Annotated in this window: 21 protein-coding genes; 11 read left to right on the top strand and 10 right to left on the bottom strand. The window is 59.1% G+C overall.

The annotated features are described in order from the left end of the window. The first annotated feature begins 103 nt into the window (after positions 1-103). The gene (locus HDC30_RS20180; RefSeq protein WP_027611218.1) at positions 104-583 is read left to right on the top strand and encodes a glycine zipper domain-containing protein; all 480 of its coding nucleotides are present in this window, start codon (positions 104-106) and stop codon (positions 581-583) included. 64 nt (positions 584-647) lie between these two features. On the opposite strand, the gene HDC30_RS20175 is transcribed toward HDC30_RS20180, so the two are convergent. The 4 genes from HDC30_RS20175 to HDC30_RS20160 form a co-directional block, all read right to left on the bottom strand. Further along, the gene (locus tag HDC30_RS20175; protein ID WP_097086913.1) at positions 648-1,079 is read right to left on the bottom strand and encodes a thioesterase family protein; all 432 of its coding nucleotides are present in this window, start codon (positions 1,077-1,079) and stop codon (positions 648-650) included. Between the two features lie 31 nt (positions 1,080-1,110). Next, the gene (locus HDC30_RS20170; protein WP_183784581.1) at positions 1,111-2,334 is read right to left on the bottom strand and encodes a 3-hydroxyacyl-CoA dehydrogenase; all 1,224 of its coding nucleotides are present in this window, start codon (positions 2,332-2,334) and stop codon (positions 1,111-1,113) included. A 142-nt stretch (positions 2,335-2,476) separates the two neighbouring features. After that, the gene (locus HDC30_RS20165; RefSeq protein WP_183784579.1) at positions 2,477-4,411 is read right to left on the bottom strand and encodes an ATP-dependent DNA helicase RecQ; all 1,935 of its coding nucleotides are present in this window, start codon (positions 4,409-4,411) and stop codon (positions 2,477-2,479) included. A 181-nt stretch (positions 4,412-4,592) separates the two neighbouring features. Further along, positions 4,593-5,096 (bottom strand): polysaccharide deacetylase, encoded by a 504-nt coding sequence (locus HDC30_RS20160; RefSeq protein ID WP_183784577.1) that lies wholly within the window; start codon positions 5,094-5,096, stop codon positions 4,593-4,595. Between the two features lie 302 nt (positions 5,097-5,398). Between HDC30_RS20160 and HDC30_RS20155 the strand changes: the two genes are divergently transcribed. The 5 genes from HDC30_RS20155 to HDC30_RS20135 all read left to right on the top strand — a co-directional run bounded on the left by HDC30_RS20155 (position 5,399) and on the right by HDC30_RS20135 (position 8,455). After that, the gene (locus HDC30_RS20155; protein ID WP_183784575.1) at positions 5,399-5,674 is read left to right on the top strand and encodes a hypothetical protein; all 276 of its coding nucleotides are present in this window, start codon (positions 5,399-5,401) and stop codon (positions 5,672-5,674) included. A gap of 92 nt (positions 5,675-5,766) precedes the next feature. Further along, positions 5,767-6,909, top strand: a complete 1,143-nt coding sequence (locus HDC30_RS20150; protein WP_183784573.1) for a hypothetical protein — start codon at positions 5,767-5,769, stop codon at positions 6,907-6,909. 342 nt (positions 6,910-7,251) lie between these two features. Next, the gene (locus HDC30_RS20145) at positions 7,252-7,551 is read left to right on the top strand and encodes a hypothetical protein (protein ID WP_097086905.1); all 300 of its coding nucleotides are present in this window, start codon (positions 7,252-7,254) and stop codon (positions 7,549-7,551) included. 134 nt (positions 7,552-7,685) lie between these two features. Further along, complete coding sequence (locus HDC30_RS20140; protein ID WP_096796727.1) at positions 7,686-7,856, top strand: YhfG family protein; 171 nt, start codon at positions 7,686-7,688, stop codon at positions 7,854-7,856. Beyond that, a complete protein-coding gene (locus HDC30_RS20135) occupies positions 7,856-8,455 on the top strand; it encodes a putative adenosine monophosphate-protein transferase Fic (protein WP_115988443.1) in 600 nt (199 codons plus the stop codon). The genes HDC30_RS20140 and HDC30_RS20135 overlap by 1 nt, the downstream gene beginning before the upstream one ends. A gap of 129 nt (positions 8,456-8,584) precedes the next feature. On the opposite strand, the gene HDC30_RS20130 is transcribed toward HDC30_RS20135, so the two are convergent. Together HDC30_RS20130 and hslO are read right to left on the bottom strand one after the other, a co-directional pair. Then, on the bottom strand, positions 8,585-10,126 hold the full coding sequence (locus HDC30_RS20130) for a phosphoenolpyruvate carboxykinase (protein WP_027611209.1): 1,542 nt from the start codon (positions 10,124-10,126) through the stop codon (positions 8,585-8,587). 181 nt (positions 10,127-10,307) lie between these two features. Continuing rightward, complete coding sequence (gene hslO / locus HDC30_RS20125) at positions 10,308-11,210, bottom strand: Hsp33 family molecular chaperone HslO (RefSeq protein WP_098966688.1); 903 nt, start codon at positions 11,208-11,210, stop codon at positions 10,308-10,310. A 104-nt stretch (positions 11,211-11,314) separates the two neighbouring features. Between hslO and HDC30_RS20120 the strand changes: the two genes are divergently transcribed. Further along, a complete protein-coding gene (locus tag HDC30_RS20120) occupies positions 11,315-12,118 on the top strand; it encodes a phosphatase PAP2 family protein (protein WP_183784571.1) in 804 nt (267 codons plus the stop codon). Positions 12,119-12,284: 166 nt separating this feature from the next. On the opposite strand, the gene HDC30_RS20115 is transcribed toward HDC30_RS20120, so the two are convergent. Next, positions 12,285-12,689 carry an RNA-binding S4 domain-containing protein gene (locus HDC30_RS20115; protein WP_003220645.1) on the bottom strand — a complete coding sequence of 135 codons (405 nt, stop codon included), beginning with the start codon at positions 12,687-12,689 and terminating at the stop codon, positions 12,285-12,287. Between the two features lie 234 nt (positions 12,690-12,923). Between HDC30_RS20115 and HDC30_RS20110 the strand changes: the two genes are divergently transcribed. Together HDC30_RS20110 and rimK are read left to right on the top strand one after the other, a co-directional pair. Next, complete coding sequence (locus HDC30_RS20110) at positions 12,924-13,385, top strand: ATP-dependent zinc protease (RefSeq protein WP_007964698.1); 462 nt, start codon at positions 12,924-12,926, stop codon at positions 13,383-13,385. Continuing rightward, positions 13,382-14,287, top strand: a complete 906-nt coding sequence (gene rimK / locus HDC30_RS20105) for a 30S ribosomal protein S6--L-glutamate ligase (RefSeq protein ID WP_007949201.1) — start codon at positions 13,382-13,384, stop codon at positions 14,285-14,287. Before HDC30_RS20110 ends, rimK begins: the two co-directional genes overlap by 4 nt. A 130-nt stretch (positions 14,288-14,417) precedes the next feature. Here the strand turns inward: rimK and HDC30_RS20100 are convergent, their stop codons facing one another. Together HDC30_RS20100 and ompR are read right to left on the bottom strand one after the other, a co-directional pair. After that, positions 14,418-15,731 carry an ATP-binding protein gene (locus HDC30_RS20100; RefSeq protein WP_027611205.1) on the bottom strand — a complete coding sequence of 438 codons (1,314 nt, stop codon included), beginning with the start codon at positions 15,729-15,731 and terminating at the stop codon, positions 14,418-14,420. Between the two features lie 112 nt (positions 15,732-15,843). Next, positions 15,844-16,584: a two-component system response regulator OmpR gene (gene ompR / locus HDC30_RS20095; protein ID WP_003220637.1), complete on the bottom strand. Its 741-nt coding sequence runs from the start codon at positions 16,582-16,584 to the stop codon at positions 15,844-15,846. A gap of 358 nt (positions 16,585-16,942) precedes the next feature. On the opposite strand from ompR, the gene HDC30_RS20090 reads away from it, so the two are divergent. Both HDC30_RS20090 and HDC30_RS20085 read left to right on the top strand, forming a co-directional pair. Next, a complete protein-coding gene (locus HDC30_RS20090; protein WP_098966684.1) occupies positions 16,943-19,267 on the top strand; it encodes a Tex family protein in 2,325 nt (774 codons plus the stop codon). After that, entirely contained in the window at positions 19,267-19,650 is a 384-nt protein-coding gene (locus tag HDC30_RS20085; RefSeq protein ID WP_086793980.1) for a PaaI family thioesterase, read from the top strand. The genes HDC30_RS20090 and HDC30_RS20085 overlap by 1 nt, the downstream gene beginning before the upstream one ends. A 75-nt stretch (positions 19,651-19,725) precedes the next feature. Here HDC30_RS20085 and HDC30_RS29215 read toward each other — a convergent pair whose 3' ends face one another. After that, the gene (locus tag HDC30_RS29215) at positions 19,726-19,860 is read right to left on the bottom strand and encodes a hypothetical protein (protein ID WP_260319945.1); all 135 of its coding nucleotides are present in this window, start codon (positions 19,858-19,860) and stop codon (positions 19,726-19,728) included. Positions 19,861-19,862: the final 2 nt, after the last annotated feature.

Below are 19,862 nucleotides of genomic sequence, written 5' to 3'. Positions count from 1 at the left end.
AACTTGCATAATTGTATACAAGTCGTGTTATTCGTCGGATTTCGATTGTCAGCCTTGTTACACAGCCTCAGGATCGGCGCCGTCATCCCTTTGAGGCTCCTCTATGAAGTTCTCCTCGATTCTCTTGTTGTCCCTTGGCCTGGTCAGTGGCTTCGCTTCTGCCGGAGGCACCACCGAAGCAGGTGTGGGCGGCGCATTGGGCGGGGTTCTTGGCTCGGTCGTCGGTCAGTCTTTAGGCGGCAGCACAGGTTCAACCATTGGCGCAGCCCTGGGCGGCGCGGGTGGTAGCGCGGTCGGCGCCAACAAACACAGCCGTGGCGAAGCGGCCATTGGCGGTGCGTTGGGCGCAGCCGGCGGTAACGTGGTTGGCCGCAGCATGGGCGGCACCACCGGCAGCCTGATCGGTGCCGCAGCAGGTGGCGGCGCCGGTGGCGCGCTGGGCAATTACATGGGTAACCAGAGCAATGACGAGGGTCGTCATTACGATCGCGGCCGTGACGACCGTCGCTACTATCGCGACCGTCACCCTGGCCGTGGCCACGCTTATGGCCACCGCAAGCATCACCGCTACTATCGCGACTAATCCGTTGCGTTAAGCGCGAAAGCAAAAATCGCAGCCCAAGGGCTGCGATTTTTTTTGCTCTGGTTCAAACCACCAGACGCTCCAGCGCGTCACGCAATCTGCCTGGAATCGGCACCGGCTGATTGCTCGTCCGGTCCACGAATACATGGACAAAACGCCCCGCCGCACACGCCTCGCTTTCACCGACCTTGAACACCGCCAGTTCATATTGCACCGAACTGTTACCCAGCTTGCCGACCCGCAGACCGATCTCGATCAGGTCCGGGAAAGCGATCGAGGCGAAATAATCGCAAGATGAACTCACGACAAAACCCACTACCTCGCCGTCGTGGATATCCAGGCCACCGACCTGAATCAGGTAAGTGTTCACGGCAGTATCGAAAAAGCTGTAGTAGGTGACGTTGTTGATGTGGCCATAAGCATCGTTGTCGTGCCAGCGGGTGGTGATCGGCTGGAAATGCGGGTAATCGGCGCGTTGCGCCATGGTGCTGGACATCGGTATCGACTCCTTGAGTTATCTGTCCAGTCTAAAGGTAAAAACCTTTGCCTCGCGCCGCCAGCTCGCCAATCAGTCGGGCCGGCCGCCATTGATCGCCCTGTCGCGTCTCCAGCGCCAGCAAGCGCTTGTGAATGTCCGCCAGCCCCTGATCGTCCGCCCAGGCCATCGGGCCGCCTCTGTCCGCCGGGAAGCCGTAGCCATTGAGGTACACCTGATCGATGTCATGCGCCGATTCGGCAATGCCTTCCTGCAGAATTTTCGCGCCCTCGTTGACCAGCGCCAGAAGACACCGCTCGAGGATTTCCTCGGACCCAATCTCCCGGCGCTGAAAGCCGAGGCCTTCGCTGACGCTCAATATCAGCGCATCGACCTCGGGATCATGCTCTGCCTGACGACTGCCCGGCTCGTAGTGGTAGTAACCGTTGCCGGATTTCTGCCCGAATCGGCCCATCTCGCACAAGCGGTTGTCGACCTGAACCTCTGGCGCATCCTGCCCCTTGCCGGCCAATTCGCGCGCGCGCCATTCCAGATCAATGCCCACGACGTCATACATGCGGAACGGTCCCATGGCGAAACCGAAGCCCTGCAAAACCGTATCGACCTGCTGTGGATAAGCGCCCTCGAGCAGCATCTTGCGCGCCTCCAGTACATACGGATGCAACATGCGATTGCCGATAAAACCGTGGCAGTTGCCCGACACCACACTGACCTTGCCCATGCGCTTGCCCAGAGTAAGTGCGGCTTCCAATACCGCCGGTGAAGTCTGCGCCCCGCGAACGATTTCCAGCAGTTTCATGATGTGCGCGGGGCTGAAGAAATGCAGGCCGAGCACTTGCGATGGACGTTTTGTTGCAGCGGCAATCGCATCAATATCCAGTGCCGAGGTGTTGGTCGCCAACAACGCCTCAGGCTTGAGCAGGCCATCCAGTTCGCGAAAGATCTTCTGCTTGAGCGCGAGGTTTTCGTACACCGCTTCGATCACCAGATCGACATTACGGATTGCCGGGTAATCCGCCGCCGCGCTGATGCGGGCAAGACGTGCATCCGCTTCGACCTGATCGATCCGGCCCTGGCGCACGTTGTGTGCATAAGTCTGCGCCACGGTGCCCAGCGCCTGTTCGAGCATCTGTGGATTGTTATCGACCCACTGCACGGCGATGCCGGCATTGGCCAGGCACATGACAATACCGCGGCCCATGGTGCCCGCGCCGATCACGGCAGCTTGCTGAATATCGAAGGATGTCTGGCTCATGTTGTTCTCTTGTTGGCGATCCGAAGACAGCCTTCACCATAGTCAGGCACCGGGCGTTTTTGAAGTTTATTACCGTGATGAGCGACATTCAGCGCATGGATACAGGCCGCCATGGCATCACACGCTCCCACAGGGTTTGTATTTACTCGAGCAGATGATTGTCAGCCCAACTGCGGACTTCCGCGTACGGATATTGCTCCAGCGCCGCATACCCCGAGATCGTCCGCGCCTTCAACTTGGTAAACAGCGGCACGCTGATCCCGCACAGAAAACGCGTCAGGCGCTCCGCCGTCGGCATGCTGCCCGTGTGCTGCTCATGCCTGTGGATAAAATCACCGCACAACGCCGCGAAGTTCTTATCCACAAGCGCTGGCAACTCGGGAGGTGCCGGAAGCCGCGCGACATCACCGTGACACACCGAACAGTGCCCGCAGTGCTCGGGCGCATTGTGGTCGCCGAAGTACTCGGCCAGGCGATAACCCAGGCAGCGCTCAGTGGCGAACAGTTCGAGCATGGCGTGAATCCGCGCGACTTCAGTCTGTTCATGCCGGGTGAAGTACTCGTGCAACTCGGCGCTCAGCACAGCGCTGTCGAAATCGCTGTGCAGCACATTGTAGACCTCGGTCATCTGCTTGCTCTCAAGCTCGACCCAGCCCTTCTCCTGAAAATAATCCAGCGCCGTCACCACCCGATTGCGCTCAGCCGAATACTGCGTGTACATCGCCTCGAAATTCACCGTGGCCCAGGTACGTGCGCGGCTGGAGGTGTGAATGATGGCCGCGACAAACTCCTTGCGCTCTCCCTCGAAACGCTCAAGCAACGCGTCCGGCTCCAGCAGGTATTTGAAACGGTACTCGGCGTAATAGGCATAGCGCGGTGCGATCAGGCCGCGCAGCTCCATTTGCACCAACAACGTCTTCAGCGGCAGCGTGCGAATGTTGCTCTGATCCGCCAGTGGACCGAGCAGAAACTCCCACTGTCCTTCAGCTGCGGCAGCCTGCATTTCCTCCAGCACACAACGTATCCCCTCGCGCTCCGGGGTATCGCCGTAGACGAAATTTTCCAGCACGTTGAGGCTGTCGCGGTTGGCCAGCACCAGGCAATCCGACGGCTGTCCGTCCCGTCCGGCGCGACCGATTTCCTGACTGTAGTTCTCGATGGATTTCGGCAGGTCGAAATGCACCACGTTGCGGATATCGCTCTTGTCGATGCCCATGCCGAACGCAATGGTTGCGACTATGCAATTGGACTGCCCGGCCATGAAGCGCTTCTGGATCGCCTCGCGCTGATCGTTGGGCAACCCGGCGTGATAAGCCTCGGCCTGTATGCCGTTGCGACCCAGATGTTCGGCGATGTGCTCGGCGGTTTTCTGCAGCGTGACGTAGACGATGCTCGGCTGGCTCGCGCGCTCGCTCATCCACTCCACCAGCCGCCGGCGCTTGTCCTGGCCACGCACCGGTTCCACCAGCAGATTGAGATTGGGTCGATAGAAACCGGTGGTCACAACATCCGCTTCGGCGATGGCGAATTTGGTCTGCATGTCGGCGATGACCTTCGGCGTCGCCGTGGCCGTCAGCAGCAGGGTTTGCGGGATATTGAACTGACGCTGGTAGTCCGGCAGCTTCAGGTAGTCGGGGCGGAAGTTGTGGCCCCACTCCGAGATGCAGTGCGCCTCGTCAATCACCAGCAGCGAGATCGGCACCTGCTGCAAAAAATTGCGAAAACGCTCGTTCTTCAGGCGCTCCACCGAGATCATCAGGATCTTCAATTCACCCGAACGGGCGCGGGCCATCACATCATTGGCGTCATCGCGGCTTTGTGCCGAATCGATGCTGCCGGCACTGATGCCGTGACGCTTGAGGAATGCCAGTTGATCCTGCATCAACGCCAACAGTGGCGAGACCACCAGGGTCAGATGTGGCAGCAACAGTGCCGGTACTTGATAGCACAGCGACTTGCCAGACCCGGTGGGGAAAATCGCTGCCGCCGAGCGCCCGGCCAGTACCGCGCTGATCGCGGCTTCCTGCCCAGGTCGAAACTGTGGATAACCGAAAACCTGTTCCAGGGTGTTGTGCATGCGCTGTCACTCCGTTGACCGCTGTGATGCCAACAGCCTAGCGGGCGATCGCAGCGAGTCGAGAAAAGGCCGGGGTCAATTCAATACGGGATGATACAGCCAATAGCGCAGACAACTCGCTCCACTGCAGGAGCGAGCCTGCTCGCGAAGGGGCACAAAACAGCGATACAAACTTACCCGTTCAGGGCCGCAAAACCGCCACTCGCAGTTGCTCGTTCAACACCTGCTCATGCACGCCCTGGCTCTTGCTCGCCCACAACGCATGAGCCGGGCTGATGTCACCGGTGAAGGCCGCCGCCAATTGCCGCAGTTCCGCAACACTGCGCACACACGGGCAGAACGGCTGCCCGTCACAGTCAACGCTGGCGTTGCGATAGGTGCTCAGCAAACGATCCCACAGACCGTCACGCACCTGCCTGATCGACTTGAGCTGCACATGCGGCACACCCAGTCGCTGCTCCAGCCCTGCCTCGTCCAGCGCTTCACTGGCGAGCAAGGCCCTGCCGAACATCAACACCTCGGCGCGCGAGGCGGTATCGATGCCAGTCTGGCTGGAGAGCGCATCGGGCCAACCGGTGCGTTCGAGGTCGGCAAACGTCCAGCCGTTGCCGGCATCAGACGCCATGGCCAAACGGCAACCACTGGCCCACAGCAATAAAATCGAGGCCATACGTAGCCACTGCATACTCAATTCCCTTTAAGCGCGTATCGGACGTTTGGAAACGTCCTACAGATTCTGGCGCGCACCATACATAGATCTGCCAAGAAACGCCTGTGAATCCTGTGGGAAATTTCTGCGCTAGGGGTTTCACCCCGAAAAAACCGCAAAACCTTGTAGGGCATATGCCCGGCCCTCGGAAAATCCCCTACGAACGGCGTCCATTGCGGCGCTCTTGTGAGTGCTCGCCACGCACTTCTATAGTGGCCGGCGCGACTGACCACTGAATCAGCCCCGCCCGAGTGCCTTTGTAAAGGACAAGCCTCACCATGATTACCCGCTATCGCCCCTTGAAGACTTGCTACAACGAAAATCCCGTATTGGTCATCGACACTCAGTCCAGCCATCGCGATTTGCTTGATGCCGCTGACCAGCGACTGCGTGCCGCCAGCGATCTGCTGGAAACTCTTTACTGTTTATGTTTCAAGCAGGCCGACGTGAAAGATATACCTAACATCGTCAATGCTCTTTATTTACTAGTGCAGGATGGCTGTGACTTGCTCGAAGTAGCAAAACATAAACCCCAACAACCAGACCGACACTGAAAACAACTAAAATCCAGAAACAACAGAATGCTTTAATAAACGGCTAGAAAAGACCTAAGTTGTTGGCTCTTACTTTAACCGAGAGCAACACAATGACTGTTTTAACTATATTTTTTTGCGGAACTGGTTCCAATAAATTCGACGTCACCCACGAAAACTTCTGGAACGGCGAACTGATTTCCACCTTGGCTTCCAATCATTTGGGCCACGAGTTTGCCGAGTGGATCGTGGTGGACGGCCCCGGCAGCGGCAACCTGCAGGCCGACGATCTATTTACCAAGACCAAGGAATACGGCATGAGCGGCACCTTGTTCGGCAAGGGCTGGGAAGAAAACGTGTTGCATGCGCTCAATATCATCAAGGGCAAGTGCGACTGGCAACGCGAGCAACTGACTGAAGCCGAATACAATCGCCTGAAAGCTGCCGGCATTCCGATCGAAGATGTAAAAGTCGAGGGCTCCTGGTTCTGGCGCAAATATAATTACGGTAATCGCAGCATTACCCAGCAGCAATTACAGGAAGGAATCATCAAAACCCACCGCAAGGATGGTGTTATTCCGACTCAAGTCAATCTCGTCGGTTGGAGCCGGGGCGGCATCAGTTGCCATATGTTGGCCAATGCAATGTTCAAGGACAGTCTGCTGAAAAACATCCCGGTCAATATCTTTGCGCTTGATCCCGTGCCAGGCATTGGTAACTTTCAGGAAGAGCGCGTCAAACTCGCGGGCAATGTCAAAGAGTATGTAGCGTTCTATGCTCGTGACGAACGCTCCAAAGGTTTCAGCTGCGTCATCCCACAGACCGCTACCGGCACTAAAACCTACATCTATCCTATGGCTGGCCGCCACGCCACCATGGCCGGCAATGCCACCAGCAGCGGCGGCGTCCCGACCGGCGCCAGTGATCTGAAAGCGCTGTCCGAGCCCGGACGCATCGTGCGCCACCTCGCCGAAACCTGCCTCAAACGCTGGGGCGTGCAACTGCAAAAAACGTTGAATCTGACCCAGGCCGATCTGGAAAACCTCACCAACGGCATTGCACGCGACGAAGCCAAATACACACTGATGCACAAACATTCCTACACCTACTTCACCGAGCTGGACCAAGGCGAGCGCTACGTTTCGCTGGGCAGCAAAGGTGTACCGTTCACCAGCGTGAAGGGCGAGATCTACAACCCGGCGACCGGCCTGGCAACCAGCTTGCTGGATATTTCGGCGTATCAGCATTTACGTTGAAAAACGAAGAAAGATCGGTAGGAACGTCCGATGAGATCTTCATCCCGTTCCTACACGCCAAGACTCTTTGTCGCCTATCGCGGCTTGAGGGCACAAATCTATAGTCGTGAATGTCGCTGGCAAATCAGCGGCTCGGGCTTGGTCACCCGGTGGGACACATAAATGCGTCCGTTGTATGCTGCCGGCAATTCAAATGTCGGCACGCTTAATGGTGGCTGTGTTTGGGACGCCTTTGAGCGTGCCGGACTTGTGTGTTCCTTCGGTTGACCAACCCGAACACAGTTCGCCTCCCATCGCTTGGTCACGGTGGGATGAATCCTCACGACATTTGGAATACACACTATGAAAGCATGGACCCCGCTTCCCCTCGATCGCTACCGCTCACTCGAATCCAACCTCACCGACACCAAGCCCCTGATCATCGACACAACGGCCAACCCGCAGGACATCCTCGAATGCGCCGTCCAGCGCCTGTGCGCCTCCAGCGACCTGCTGAAAACCCTCTACTGCCTCAGCTTCAAACAAGCCGACGTCGAAGACATCCCACACATCACCCACGCCCTCTATCTGCTGACGCAGGATGGCTGTGACCTGCTGCAGGTCGCGCAGCAGCAGATGCTCGGCTGGAAAGCACCGCTCTGAGGCTGACAGTCTTCCGGTCGCTCTCACGCTTAACCTGAGACAGATGAGCAACACTCGTGCAAGCATCGAAAATCCCAACCAATCCGTCCACACGATTGCGCTACACTGTAATCCTGCACCAAGAGGCCCATGCCATGAGCAAATTGACGTTCCAGCAAAAGCAGGCTTATTACGAAAAAGTACGTCGGTCTAACTACTTGGCGAGCCTGCGTCTAGAAGGGTTCGATACCAATCGTAGCGATGCTGAAAGACCGCTTCCATCACGGGAATCAGTCATCGAAAAATACCGTCAGAACACACGCTAATGGTGGACAAGTACGGGGTCGGGCAAGACCCCTACTGCTATCCTGGAAGTGATGTCCTGCGTAACTTGCTCAATATTCGCTGTGAAGAAGAACTGCAGAAAGCAGAGCGAGAACTATCAGAGATCGCTATCAGTCGATTTCGTCTTCTTCCCCCTCCATATGATCTAACCCTTTTTCAACATATCCATAGAACTCTGTTTTGCGATGTCTACGACTGGGCCGGGCAGCCGCGAACAGTCAACATTCAGAAGGGGGATACCTTTTTCTGCACCGCAGAAAGAATTCTCCCAGAGGCAGAGAAAATATTTCGCGCCATGGAACGTAATGCATGGTTCGTGGGGCTGAACAAAGAAGAGCTCGTCGTGGCTATCGCCGAAACCTATGGCGACTTGAATGTCATTCATCCTTTTCGCGAAGGTAACGGGCGTGCTCAGCGCATCCTTTTTGAGCAGATCATCATCAATGCGGGCTTTACGGTTGATTGGTGGCTGATCAAGGAAGACGCTTGGATTTCGGCAAATGTTGATGCGGTTGCATGTGACTATCGTGGACTTGAAGATATCTTCGAGAACTGTATTGGCGGGCCACTCCTCCCTTAAGTGGCATTATTCTGGCCGTTTACCCCAAATTCTGCGGGAATAATGGCAGTCAAGCCGATAACGACAGCTAAACCGTCACCCACAAAAAAGCCGCCCCTAGAGGCGGCTTTCTCATTACTGCAACCAATTTTACAACTTGGGACCCGCAGCCTTGATCGCGTCGCTCACTTCGAACTTCTTGAAGTTCTCGATGAACAGACCGGCCAGCGCCTTGGCCGCTTCGTCGTAGGCAGCCTTGTCAGCCCAGGTGTTGCGTGGGTTGAGCAGGTTGGTTTCAACGCCCGGTACGGCCAGTGGCACGTCGAGGTTGATGGTGTCCAGGTGCTCGGTGGCGGCACCGATCAGCGCGCCGCTCTGGATCGCTGCGATCACCGCACGGGTGGTCGGGATGTTGAAGCGTTTGCCGACGCCGTAGCCGCCGCCGGTCCAGCCGGTGTTGACCAGGTAGACCTTGGAGCCGAAGCCGCGGATGCGCTTGATCAGCAGTTCTGCGTATTCGCCAGCCGGACGCGGGAAGAACGGTGCGCCGAAGCAGGTGGAGAAGGTCGACTTGATGCCGCTGCCCGAACCCATTTCAGTCGAGCCCACCAACGCGGTGTAGCCGGACAGGAAGTGATAGGCCGCTTGTTCTTCGTTGAGGATCGACACTGGCGGCAACACGCCGGTCAGGTCGCAGGTCAGGAAGATCACCGCGTTTGGCTCGCCGCCCAGGTTCTTCTCGGAACGCTTGGCAACGTGCTCCAGCGGGTAGGCCGCGCGGCTGTTCTGGGTCAGGCTGACATCGGCGTAGTCAGCGTGCTTGGCGTCGTCGATGACCACGTTTTCCAGGACTGCGCCGTGCTTGATGGCTTTCCAGATGACCGGCTCGTTCTTCTCGGACAGGTCGATGCACTTGGCATAGCAGCCGCCTTCGATGTTGAAGACAACGCCTTCGCCCCAGCCGTGTTCGTCGTCACCGATCAGGTAACGGCTCTCGTCGGCGGACAGGGTGGTTTTACCGGTGCCCGACAGACCGAAGAACAGGGTCACGTCGCCTTCTTCGCCGATGTTGGCAGCGCAGTGCATTGGCAGCACGTCAGCGGCCGGCAGCAGGAAGTTCTGCACGGAGAACATGGCTTTCTTCATTTCACCGGCGTAACGCATACCGGCGATCAGCACTTTCTTCTGCGCGAAGTTGATGATCACGCAACCGTCGGAGTTGGTGCCGTCACGCTCAGGCACGCACTCGAAGTTGGCCACGTTGAGCACTTGCCACTCGTCACGACCGGCCGGGTTGTACTGGGCCGGGTTGATGAACAGGCAACGACCGAACAGGTTCTGCCAGGCAGTCTGGGTGGTCATTTTCACGGCCAGGTAGTGATCTTCAGCCGCACCTACATGCACGTGGGAAACAAAGTGCTCTTGCGCGTTGTTGAACGCCTCGACACGAGCCCACAGCGCGTCGAACTTGTCGGCCGGGAACTTACGGTTGATCGGGCCCCAGGCGATAGCGGCCTGGGTGGAAGGCTCTTCAACGATGAAACGATCGACTGGCGAACGGCCGGTGCGATGACCGGTGCGGACTACCAGAGCGCCGGTATCGGCAAGCTCGCCCTCACCGCGTTGCAGGGCTTCTTTAACCAGATCATCAACACTCAGATCGGTGTACACGGCGTTATTGGCTTGCGTCATGAGGTTCCCCGTCGGCCAGTGGCCGAGTGTGCTCCAAACGTTTTGTAGTAGAAAGTCGTGCACTACTACCGCGAAAAAAGTGGGCCGGATTATGCCAGAAAAGCCCAAAAAGAGTAGGGTCCTCCCGTCGTAACGGCGAAATTCCGTCGTTACGCAGTGAATTTACCTGCGCTGAACCGTTTTAGTGCCGGGTATCTGACGGCGTGTCGACGCCTGCGCCAGCAAACAATTGAGCAATATCGGCCGCATCGAACAGGTAACGCTGGTTGCAGAACTGGCAATCGATCTCGACTTCGCCACCGCGTTCAGCCACCAGTGCCTGCGCATCTTCCAGACCCAGACTGACCAGTGCATTGCCCGAGCGTTCCCGCGAGCAGCTGCAACGGAAGCGCAGGTTCTGTACATCGAACAGGCGCACCTGCTCTTCGTGGTAGAGGCGATGCAGGACAGTTTCGTTGTCCAGGCTGAGCAATTCATCGGCGGTCAGGGTGCTGGCCAGGGCGGTGATGTGCTGCCAGCTTTCGGCGCGCTCTTCTTCGTCTTTCAGGCGGTCGGCCGGCAGTTGCTGCAGTAGCATTCCGCGAGCACGGCGGCCGTCGGCGAACAGCTTGAAGCGGGTGCCGACCTGTTGCGACATGACGAAATAATTGGTGAAGCACTCGGACAGGGTTTCACCATCGAGGTCGACGATACCCTGGTAACGCTGGCCGATCGTCGGGTCGACGGTCAGGGTCAGGTCACCGCCCGGCATCAGGTCGGCAAGGGTCGCGTCCGCGGCGATCTGCTCGGCGTTATAACGCGCCAGGCCACGGATCTCGCGCTCGCTGGAGCATTCGATCATCAGCAGCGGAATCGGCCCTTCGGAGCGTGCCTGCAAAATCAGCAAGCCGTCGAACTTCAGGGTGCCCACCAGCAACGAAGCGGCCGCCATCAGTTCGCCCAGCAACTGCGCGACCGGCTCCGGGTACGGGTGCTTGGCGAGGACTTCGGCGTAGCTGCGTTCCAGCGCCACCAGTTCGCCGCGAGTGTCGCTGTCATCGAAGATGAAGCGTTGGGTGTAGTCGGTATCCGGTAGGTCGGTCATAGGTCTGGGTATCTGAATTGATGACAAAAAGGTTACAAAAGATGAAAATCCCGCGCTTCTCCGCACCCGTTTGGTGCGAAATGTTCAGCCACGGGAGGCATTTTATGAACAATCCGGGTTTGTTCCAATCAAGGTGGAACCTCGGCCGGCTGGTTCTGTGCAACGTAGTGCCATTAGCGCTACTGGCTTTCTGGTTATGGCCTACGGGCCAGATGCTGTGTGTGATTTTCGACGAGTGGCTGTTCCGCTCACTCAATGCACCACTGGCCAGCAACCCCATATGGCTCCACATCTGGGCAATTGCAAGTCTGCGTCCGTTCGACATTGTCGTCGGACTGATTCTGCTGACGCTGCTGATCAAGGGCGACTGGGTGTTCAAGGCAATTGATGTACGTCGCGCCTTCTTCGGTTTTTTCTCGATTCTGCTGCTGATGGTGGTGATTCGCGCGCTGTTTTCCAAATTCGCCGACCACATGGACTGGCAGCACAGCAGCCCATCGATGGTGCTGGAAGGCGCGGTGCACCTGAGCGACTATTTCCCGCATCTGGAAAAAGCCTGGGAGCTGAAGGATCGCTCGAGCCAGAGCTTCCCCGGTGACCACGCTTCGGTGTTGCTGATCTGGGCGCTGTTCATGGGCGTGTTCAGTCGCTCAGTCGGCCAGTTCCTGACGATCTGGGGCCTGGCGTTGCTGTTCATGCTGCCACGTCTGGTAGCCGGCGCGCATTGGGGCCAGGACGATTACATCGGCGGCATGCTGCTGGCAGTGTGGGCGTTGGGCTGGGGTTACTACACGCCGTTTGCCTATCACGCCGCCAACTTCTGGCTGAAGGTGACTGCGCCGGTTTTCGCTTTACTGGGCAAGCTGCCGCTGGTTTCGCGGATGAGTGTGGTGTCTGCCGCGAACTGACAGTTTGCACACACCTGTGGTGAGGGAGCTTGCTCCCGCTTGGCTGCGTAGCAGGCACTGAACCAGTCGACTCGGTTGTACTTTGAAATACATGATCGACTGGATAGGGAGTCCTTCGGCCTCCAGCGGGAGCAAGCTCCCTCGCCACAAGTGTGTTCGTCGCACACTACTCGTTGCTGCTGCCACGAAATTTAAACAGATCCCGCCGCTGCTTCTTGCTCGGTTTGCCGTCGGTACTCACACCTAACGCCCCAGCCTTGCGCATCGCTGCAGCCGCTTCACGTTTGGCAATACTCGCCTCGGTCTCGGTATACAGCGTCTGCGCTTCGGGCGCGCCGCGACGCACGATCGACAAGGCTTCAACCCTCACCGTGCGCTCTTCAAAGCCGGTACGAATCTCGAATTCATCGCCAATGCGTGGCTCTTTGCCAGGCTTGCAGCGGTCGCCTCGGCAATGCACCTTGCCACTCTCGATGGCCGCTTTGGCCAGGGCCCGGGTTTTATAAAAGCGCGCCGCCCACAACCACTTGTCGAGACGGACCTTGTCGTCCTCTTCGCTTTTTTGTGCCATGGAATTTCCTCATTCTGAAATATTGATGAACTGTACTACCGTTTCTGTCGTGCCATGAATGACCCCGTCCCGGATTACAATGCACACCAGCCGACACCTGCTTGAGGGGTCGGCGATCCGGGCCGTAGATATCTGTCGCCTTTTAACCCTTATTCTGCGTGAATACCGCGAATTCGGCCGCACGCGGCCCGAGCGGTTTCTGCCGGTTGAGCACCTTTGAAGACATTTGACCATTTGACCGTTGTCGGTCTGCGCGAGTGGGTGGCGCTCCCTGATCTGGGAGTCGCCGGCCTGCGGGCGAAAATCGATACCGGCGCCAGCACCTCCAGCCTGCATGCCACCGACATCGAGCCGTTCGAACGCGACGGCGAGAAGTGGGTGCGTTTCACCGCGCACCTGGGCACGGTGGTGCAGTTACGTCACCGGCGCTGCGAAGCGCCGCTGGTGACGCGCAAAACCATTAAAAGCTCCAACGGCCAGGCGCAGGTGCGCTATGTGATCAGCACCACCCTGGCCCTCGGTGATCGGGTCTGGGCAGTCGAGTTCACCCTCGCCTGCCGCAAGTCCATGCGCTATCGCCTGTTGCTCGGTTCCAAAGCCCTGATCGATGGCCAACTGGTGGTCAATCCGGGCATCAAATATGTACAAGACAAGCCGGTGTTCCCGGTATCTACCTCCTCCACAGGTGTTGCATGAAGATCGCTGTGCTGTCGCGGAACCCGCGTCTGTATTCCACCCGTCGTCTGGTCGAGGCCGGCACCGAGCGCGGGCATGAAATGGTGGTGATCGACACCCTGCGCGCCTACATGAACATCGCCAGCCACAAGCCGCAGATCCACTATCGCGGCAAGCCGCTGGAAGGCTTCGATGCGGTAATCCCGCGGATCGGTGCGTCGGTGACGTTCTACGGTTGCGCCGTGTTGCGCCAGTTCGAAATGATGGGGGTGTTTCCGCTCAACGAATCGGTGGCCATCGCCCGCTCGCGGGACAAATTGCGTTCGCTGCAACTGCTGTCGCGTCGTGGCATCGGCCTGCCGGTCACCGGTTTCGCTCACTCGCCGGATGACATTCCCGACCTGATCGACATGGTCAACGGCGCGCCGCTGGTAATCAAGGTGCTGGAAGGCACCCAGGGCATCGGCGTGGTGCTGTGCGAAACCGCCACGGCTGCCGAGTCGGTGATCGAAGCGTTCATGGGCCTGAAGCAGAACATCATGGTCCAGGAATACATCAAGGAAGCCGGCGGTGCCGACATCCGCTGCTTCGTGGTCGGCGACAAGGTGATCGCAGCGATGAAGCGTCAGGCCAAGCCTGGGGAATTCCGCTCCAACCTGCACCGAGGCGGCAGCGCCAGCCTGATCAAGATCACCCCGGAAGAACGCATGACCGCGTTGCGCGCGGCCAAGGTCATGGGGCTGGCCGTGGCGGGTGTGGATATCCTGCGTTCGAACCACGGGCCGCTGGTGATGGAGGTGAACTCGTCGCCGGGCCTGGAAGGGATCGAGACCACCACCGGCAAGAACGTGGCGGGGATCATCATCGAACACCTTGAGAAGAATGGCGGGCCGAACATGACCCGGACCAAAGGCAAAGGCTGATCCGTTTGAAATGTGGCAGCTGACAGGCCGCCTTCGCGAACAAGCCCGCTCCCACATTTTGGAATGCGTTCCCCTGTGGGAGCGGGCTTGCTCGCGAAGGGGCCATCAGCCCCGCTGAATATCCCGACTGTCAGACCGCATCGCGCGGCAACATCAACCCCAACGGCAATCGCACCCGCGCTTCCAATCCGCCCCCGGAGCGGTTGCGCAGCTCGACATTGCCGCCATGCATCGAAGCAATCCGCTTCACGATCGCCAACCCCAGCCCGGTACCTTTCCCGCCCCGGGCACGATCGCCACGGGTGAACGGGTTGAAGATCGCCTCAAGCTCCGACGGATCGATCCCCGCGCCACGGTCCATCACGCTCAGCACCACATACGGCGCGCTGGTATCACCGGACACATAAGCCGCGACCTCGACGCCGCTGCCGGCATGGTTCAGGGCGTTGCCGATCAGGTTGTTCAGCAGGCGTTTCATCGACACCCGGCGCAGCGGAAACGGCTGGATCGGTTCCAGACGCAGACGCACTTTCTCTTCGCTCTGGTTGTACGGCGCGGCCACTTCACGCACCAGATCGCTCAGATCGACTTCCTCCACCGACTCGTCACGACCGTCGCGAATGAACGCGAGGAACTGATCGAGAATCGCGTCCATGTCTTCGATGTCGCGCACCATGTCGTCGGTCAAATCGTTGCGATCGCCCATCAGTTCCAGCGACAGACGCAAGCGGGTCAACGGTGTGCGCAAGTCATGGGAGACCCCCGCCAGCATCAGCTCACGCTCGCGACCGGCCTGTTCGACGTCTTCGGCCATCTGGTTGAAGGCGCGATACACCTCGGTCATCTCGCTCGGTGTGTCGCTGATCGGCAGGCGCACGCTGCGACCCTGACCGAGTTGCCGCGCGGCATATACCAGACGTTTCAACGGCTGGTTGAGCTGACTGACGAAAATCCATGCAGAGGCGGTGGACAGCAAACCGATGGCGAGGAACCAGCCGAGTACGTTCCAGATTTTCTGCCCGCGCAGCGGATGCGGGTACAGCGGCACTTTCAGCCAACCGTCGCCGAGGCTTGGCGCACGCACCCACAGCGCCGGCGGCGAGTGCATGCGCAAACGCACTTCGGTGTCGGCGCCCAGCTCCGCCTGCATCTGCCGCTGATAGATTTCACTGTACGGCCAGTGCTGCTCGCCCTCCGGCACTCCGGCGCCGACCACCCTGATCAGGGTCGCGGCATCGGCGATCTTCGCGCGATTTTCTTCATCGGCCGCCCAATAGGCGCGCAGCGTCAGGGCGACGCCGTGGCTGTATTGGCGATCCACCAGCACGTCCTCGTTCATCAACAGATAAACCAGGGTCAGCGCCTTGGAAAACAGCACGACGATGAGCACCAGCCAAAGGGTGCGGGAGAAAAAACTTTGGGGGAACCAGACGGGGGTTTTCATCGATAACCGTTACACACTTGCAGGAGCGAGCCATGCTCGCATATTGCGGATTGCGAGTCTGCGTAGAGGGTCGATCAACCCGATGCGCAGACCCGCTCCTACAAATCGCCGATCACTTGGTGGCGGCGCCGTCCGGTACGAACACGTAGCCCACACCCCAGACCGTCTGGATATAGCGTGGTTTCGACGGATCCGGCTCGATCATCCGGCGCAGGCGGGAAATCTGCACGTCGATGGAACGCTCCAGGGCATCCCACTCGCGGCCACGGGCCAGGTTCATCAGTTTGTCGCGGGTCAGCGGCTGACGCGCGTTCATTACCAGCGCCTTGAGTACCGCAAACTCACCGGTGGTGAGCATGTGCACTTCTTCGCCACGTTTCAGCTCGCGGGTCGCCAGCGACAGCACGTAATCACCGAAGGTGACGTTTTCGTCTTCGCTGCCCGGCGCGCCCGGCACCGGTGCGGCCTGACGCCGCAGAACCGCTTTGACCCGTGCCATCAGCTCGTCCGGGTTGAACGGCTTGGCCAGGTAGTCATCGGCGCCCAGCTCCAGGCCCTTGATGCGGCTCATCTCATCGCCCTTGGCGGTGAGCATGATGATCGGAATCTGATTGTTCGCCGCCCGCAGGCGACGGCATGCGGTCAGGCCGTCTTCGCCCGGCAGCATCAGGTCGAGGACGACCAGATTGAACACTTCACGCGACAGCAGACGGTCCATTTGCTCGGTGTTCGGTACGGCACGGGCACGGTAGCCCTTGCTGACGAAGAAACGTTCCAGCAGGCTGCTCAGCCCCGGATCGTCGTCAACAATTAGAATTTTTTCGCCTTCAGCATTGTTTGCAGTGCTGCTCATTGGATGCTCCTTTTAGCTCGGCGCGCATTATGGCGTAGCTGCCGTTATACGCACCGTGTGCATTGTTAGCAGATTTTTCCTTCACTGCCAGAAAACCGGGGTTTCTACCTACAGACTGCTACACCCCCGAATGACAGAACGCTGGTTATAATGCGCGGCGTTTTGTGCCAGGCAACGTCTGAATCGTTACCGCAGGTGGCCGCGATATTTTCCGGGCCTGCGCAGTAATTATTCGATTTCACGGGTCAATGGGGTGCCTTTTGACCCAGGCAGCGGCAATTTTCTAGCCGCTCAACCAGACTCCGGGCCTTTATTTCCGTGCCTGCGAGCCTGCTTTCACAATATGTCAGGTGGTTTTATGGACAGCATCAACAGCCGCATCGCCGAGGAACTCGGCGTACGCCCGCAACAGGTCGAAGCGGCCGTCGCGCTACTCGATGAAGGCTCTACCGTTCCCTTCATCGCCCGTTACCGGAAAGAAGTCACCGGCAGCCTCGATGACACCCAGTTGCGTCATCTGGAAGAGCGTCTGCGCTACCTGCGAGAACTCGACGAACGGCGCATCAGTATCCTCGCCAGCATCCAGGAGCAGGGCAAACTCACCCCTGCCCTCGAACGCGACATCAAGCTCGCCGACACCAAGACCCGCCTCGAAGACTTGTACCTGCCGTACAAGCAGAAGCGCCGCACCAAGGGCCAGATTGCCCTGGAAGCCGGCCTCGGCGAGTTGGCCGATGGCCTGTTCAACGACCCGAGCCTGACGCCAGAAACCGAAGCCGCACGCTTCGTCGACGCCGAGAAAGGCGTAGCCGACGTGAAAGCTGCGCTGGAAGGCGCCAAGTACATCCTGATGGAGCGTTTCGCCGAAGACGCCAGCCTGCTGGAAAAGCTGCGCAACTTCCTCAAGCAGGAAGCGACCATCAGCGCCCGCGTGATCGCCGGCAAGGAAGAAGAAGGCGCGAAGTTCCGCGATTACTTTGAACACGACGAGCCGCTGAAAAGCATGCCGTCGCACCGCGCACTCGCGATTTTCCGGGGCCGCAACGAAGGCATCCTCAGCTCCGCGCTAAAAGTCGGCGACGAACTGCCGGGCACCATGCACCCCTGCGAAGGCATGATCGGCCAGCAATTCGGCATCCAGAATCAGAACCGCCCGGCCGACAAATGGCTCGGTGAAGTGGTGCGCTGGACCTGGAAGGTCAAGCTCTACACGCACCTGGAAACCGACCTGCTCGGCGAGCTGCGCGACGGCGCCGAAACCGAGGCGATCAACGTCTTCGCCCACAACCTGCACGACCTGCTGCTGGCCGCGCCGGCCGGCCCGCGTGCAACTCTGGGCCTCGACCCGGGCCTGCGTACCGGCTGCAAAGTCGCGGTGGTCGACTCCACCGGCAAGCTGCTCGATCACGCCACGGTTTACCCGCACGTGCCGCACAACAAATGGGATCAGACCATCGCGATTCTGGCCGCCCTGTGCGCCAAGCACTCGGTTGACCTGATCGCCATCGGCAACGGCACCGCCAGCCGCGAAACCGACAAACTGGCAATCGAGCTGATCAAAAAGTATCCAGCGATGAAGATGACCAAGGTCATGGTGTCCGAGGCCGGCGCCTCGGTGTACTCGGCATCGGAACTGGCGGCCAAGGAATTCCCGGATCTGGACGTGTCGATCCGTGGCGCCGTTTCCATCGCCCGTCGTCTGCAGGATCCACTGGCCGAACTGGTGAAGATCGATCCGAAATCCATCGGTGTCGGCCAGTACCAGCACGACGTGTCGCAGCTGAAACTGGCGCGTGGTCTGGATGCGGTGGTCGAGGACTGCGTAAACGCCGTCGGCGTCGATGTGAACACCGCCTCGGTGGCCTTGCTGGCGCGGATTTCCGGTCTCAACGCGACCCTGGCGCAGAACATCGTCGCTCACCGTGACGAGCACGGCGCATTCAAGACCCGTGCAGCGCTGAAGAAAGTCGCGCGTCTGGGCGAGAAAACCTTCGAACAGGCCGCAGGCTTCCTGCGCGTGATGAACGGCGACAACCCGCTCGATTCCTCGGCCGTTCACCCGGAAGCCTATCCGCTGGTACAGCGCATCGCCGCCGAAACCGACCGCGACATTCGCTCGCTGATCGGCGACGCCGCGTTCCTCAAGCGTCTGGACCCGAAGAAGTTCACCGACGAGACCTTCGGTCTGCCCACCGTCACCGACATTCTGCAAGAACTGGAAAAACCGGGTCGCGACCCGCGTCCGGAGTTCAAGACCGCCGAGTTCCAGGAAGGCGTCGAAGACCTGAAAGACCTGCAACTGGGGATGATCCTCGAAGGCGTCGTCACCAACGTGACCGCGTTCGGCGCGTTCGTCGACATCGGCGTGCATCAGGACGGTCTGGTGCACATCTCGGCGTTGTCGGAGAAGTTCATCAAGGACCCACGCGAAGCGGTGAAGGCCGGTGACGTGGTGAAAGTGAAGGTCATGGAAGTCGACATCCCGCGCAAACGCGTCGGCCTGTCGATGCGCATGAGCGACACTCCGGGCGAGAAAATCGACGGTGCCCGTGGCTCGCGTCCGGGCTCGGCACCGCGCCAGTCGTCGAACAACGCGCCACGCAAGGAAACGGCCACAGCCGCACCGGTGAACAACGCCATGGCTTCGCTGTTCGCCAACGCCAAGCAGTTGAAGAAACGCTGATGGAGATTCCGGCCGGGCTCGTCGAGAGCGCGTTTTTCAAGCTGTTGGGCTGCCGCCTGCATAGCCTGGAAACCGGGGTGGCGCAAGTCGCCCTGGTGCTGGAACCGCAACTGCGCAATCGCGGCGGCAAATTGCACGGTGGCGCGCTGTTCAGTCTGGTCGATATCGCCATGGGGCTGGCCTGTTCCAGCACCCACGGCTTCGATCAGCAGAGCGCGACCATCGAGTGCAAGATCAACTATATCCGCGCCGTATCCGACGGTGAGGTGCTGTGCACGGCGCGGGTGATCCACCCAGGCCGCCGCACTTTGGTGGTCGAGGCCGACGTGATGCAGGGCGACAAACTGGTCGCAAAAGCGCAAGGCACGTTCGCTGTCCTGTAGATGTTGTTCATCATTTTGAGTTAATTTCGGCGCAACGAATCCTGTGGGAGCGAGCCTGCTCGCGAAGACGGTGTGTCAGTCGACGGTGATGTTGGCTGCAATACCCTCTTCGCGAGCAGGCTCGCTCTCACAGGGATTGTGCAGTTCTTGACTGACCGGCAAATGGCCTGCCGCTACAAAACCAGGCGAAAACGCCAGTTTCAACTTCACCC

It is taken from the genome of Pseudomonas sp. JAI115, from assembly GCF_014200835.1.
Taxonomy (GTDB): domain Bacteria; phylum Pseudomonadota; class Gammaproteobacteria; order Pseudomonadales; family Pseudomonadaceae; genus Aquipseudomonas; species Aquipseudomonas putida_A.
This window is presented reverse-complemented; position numbering and strand designations above follow the sequence as displayed.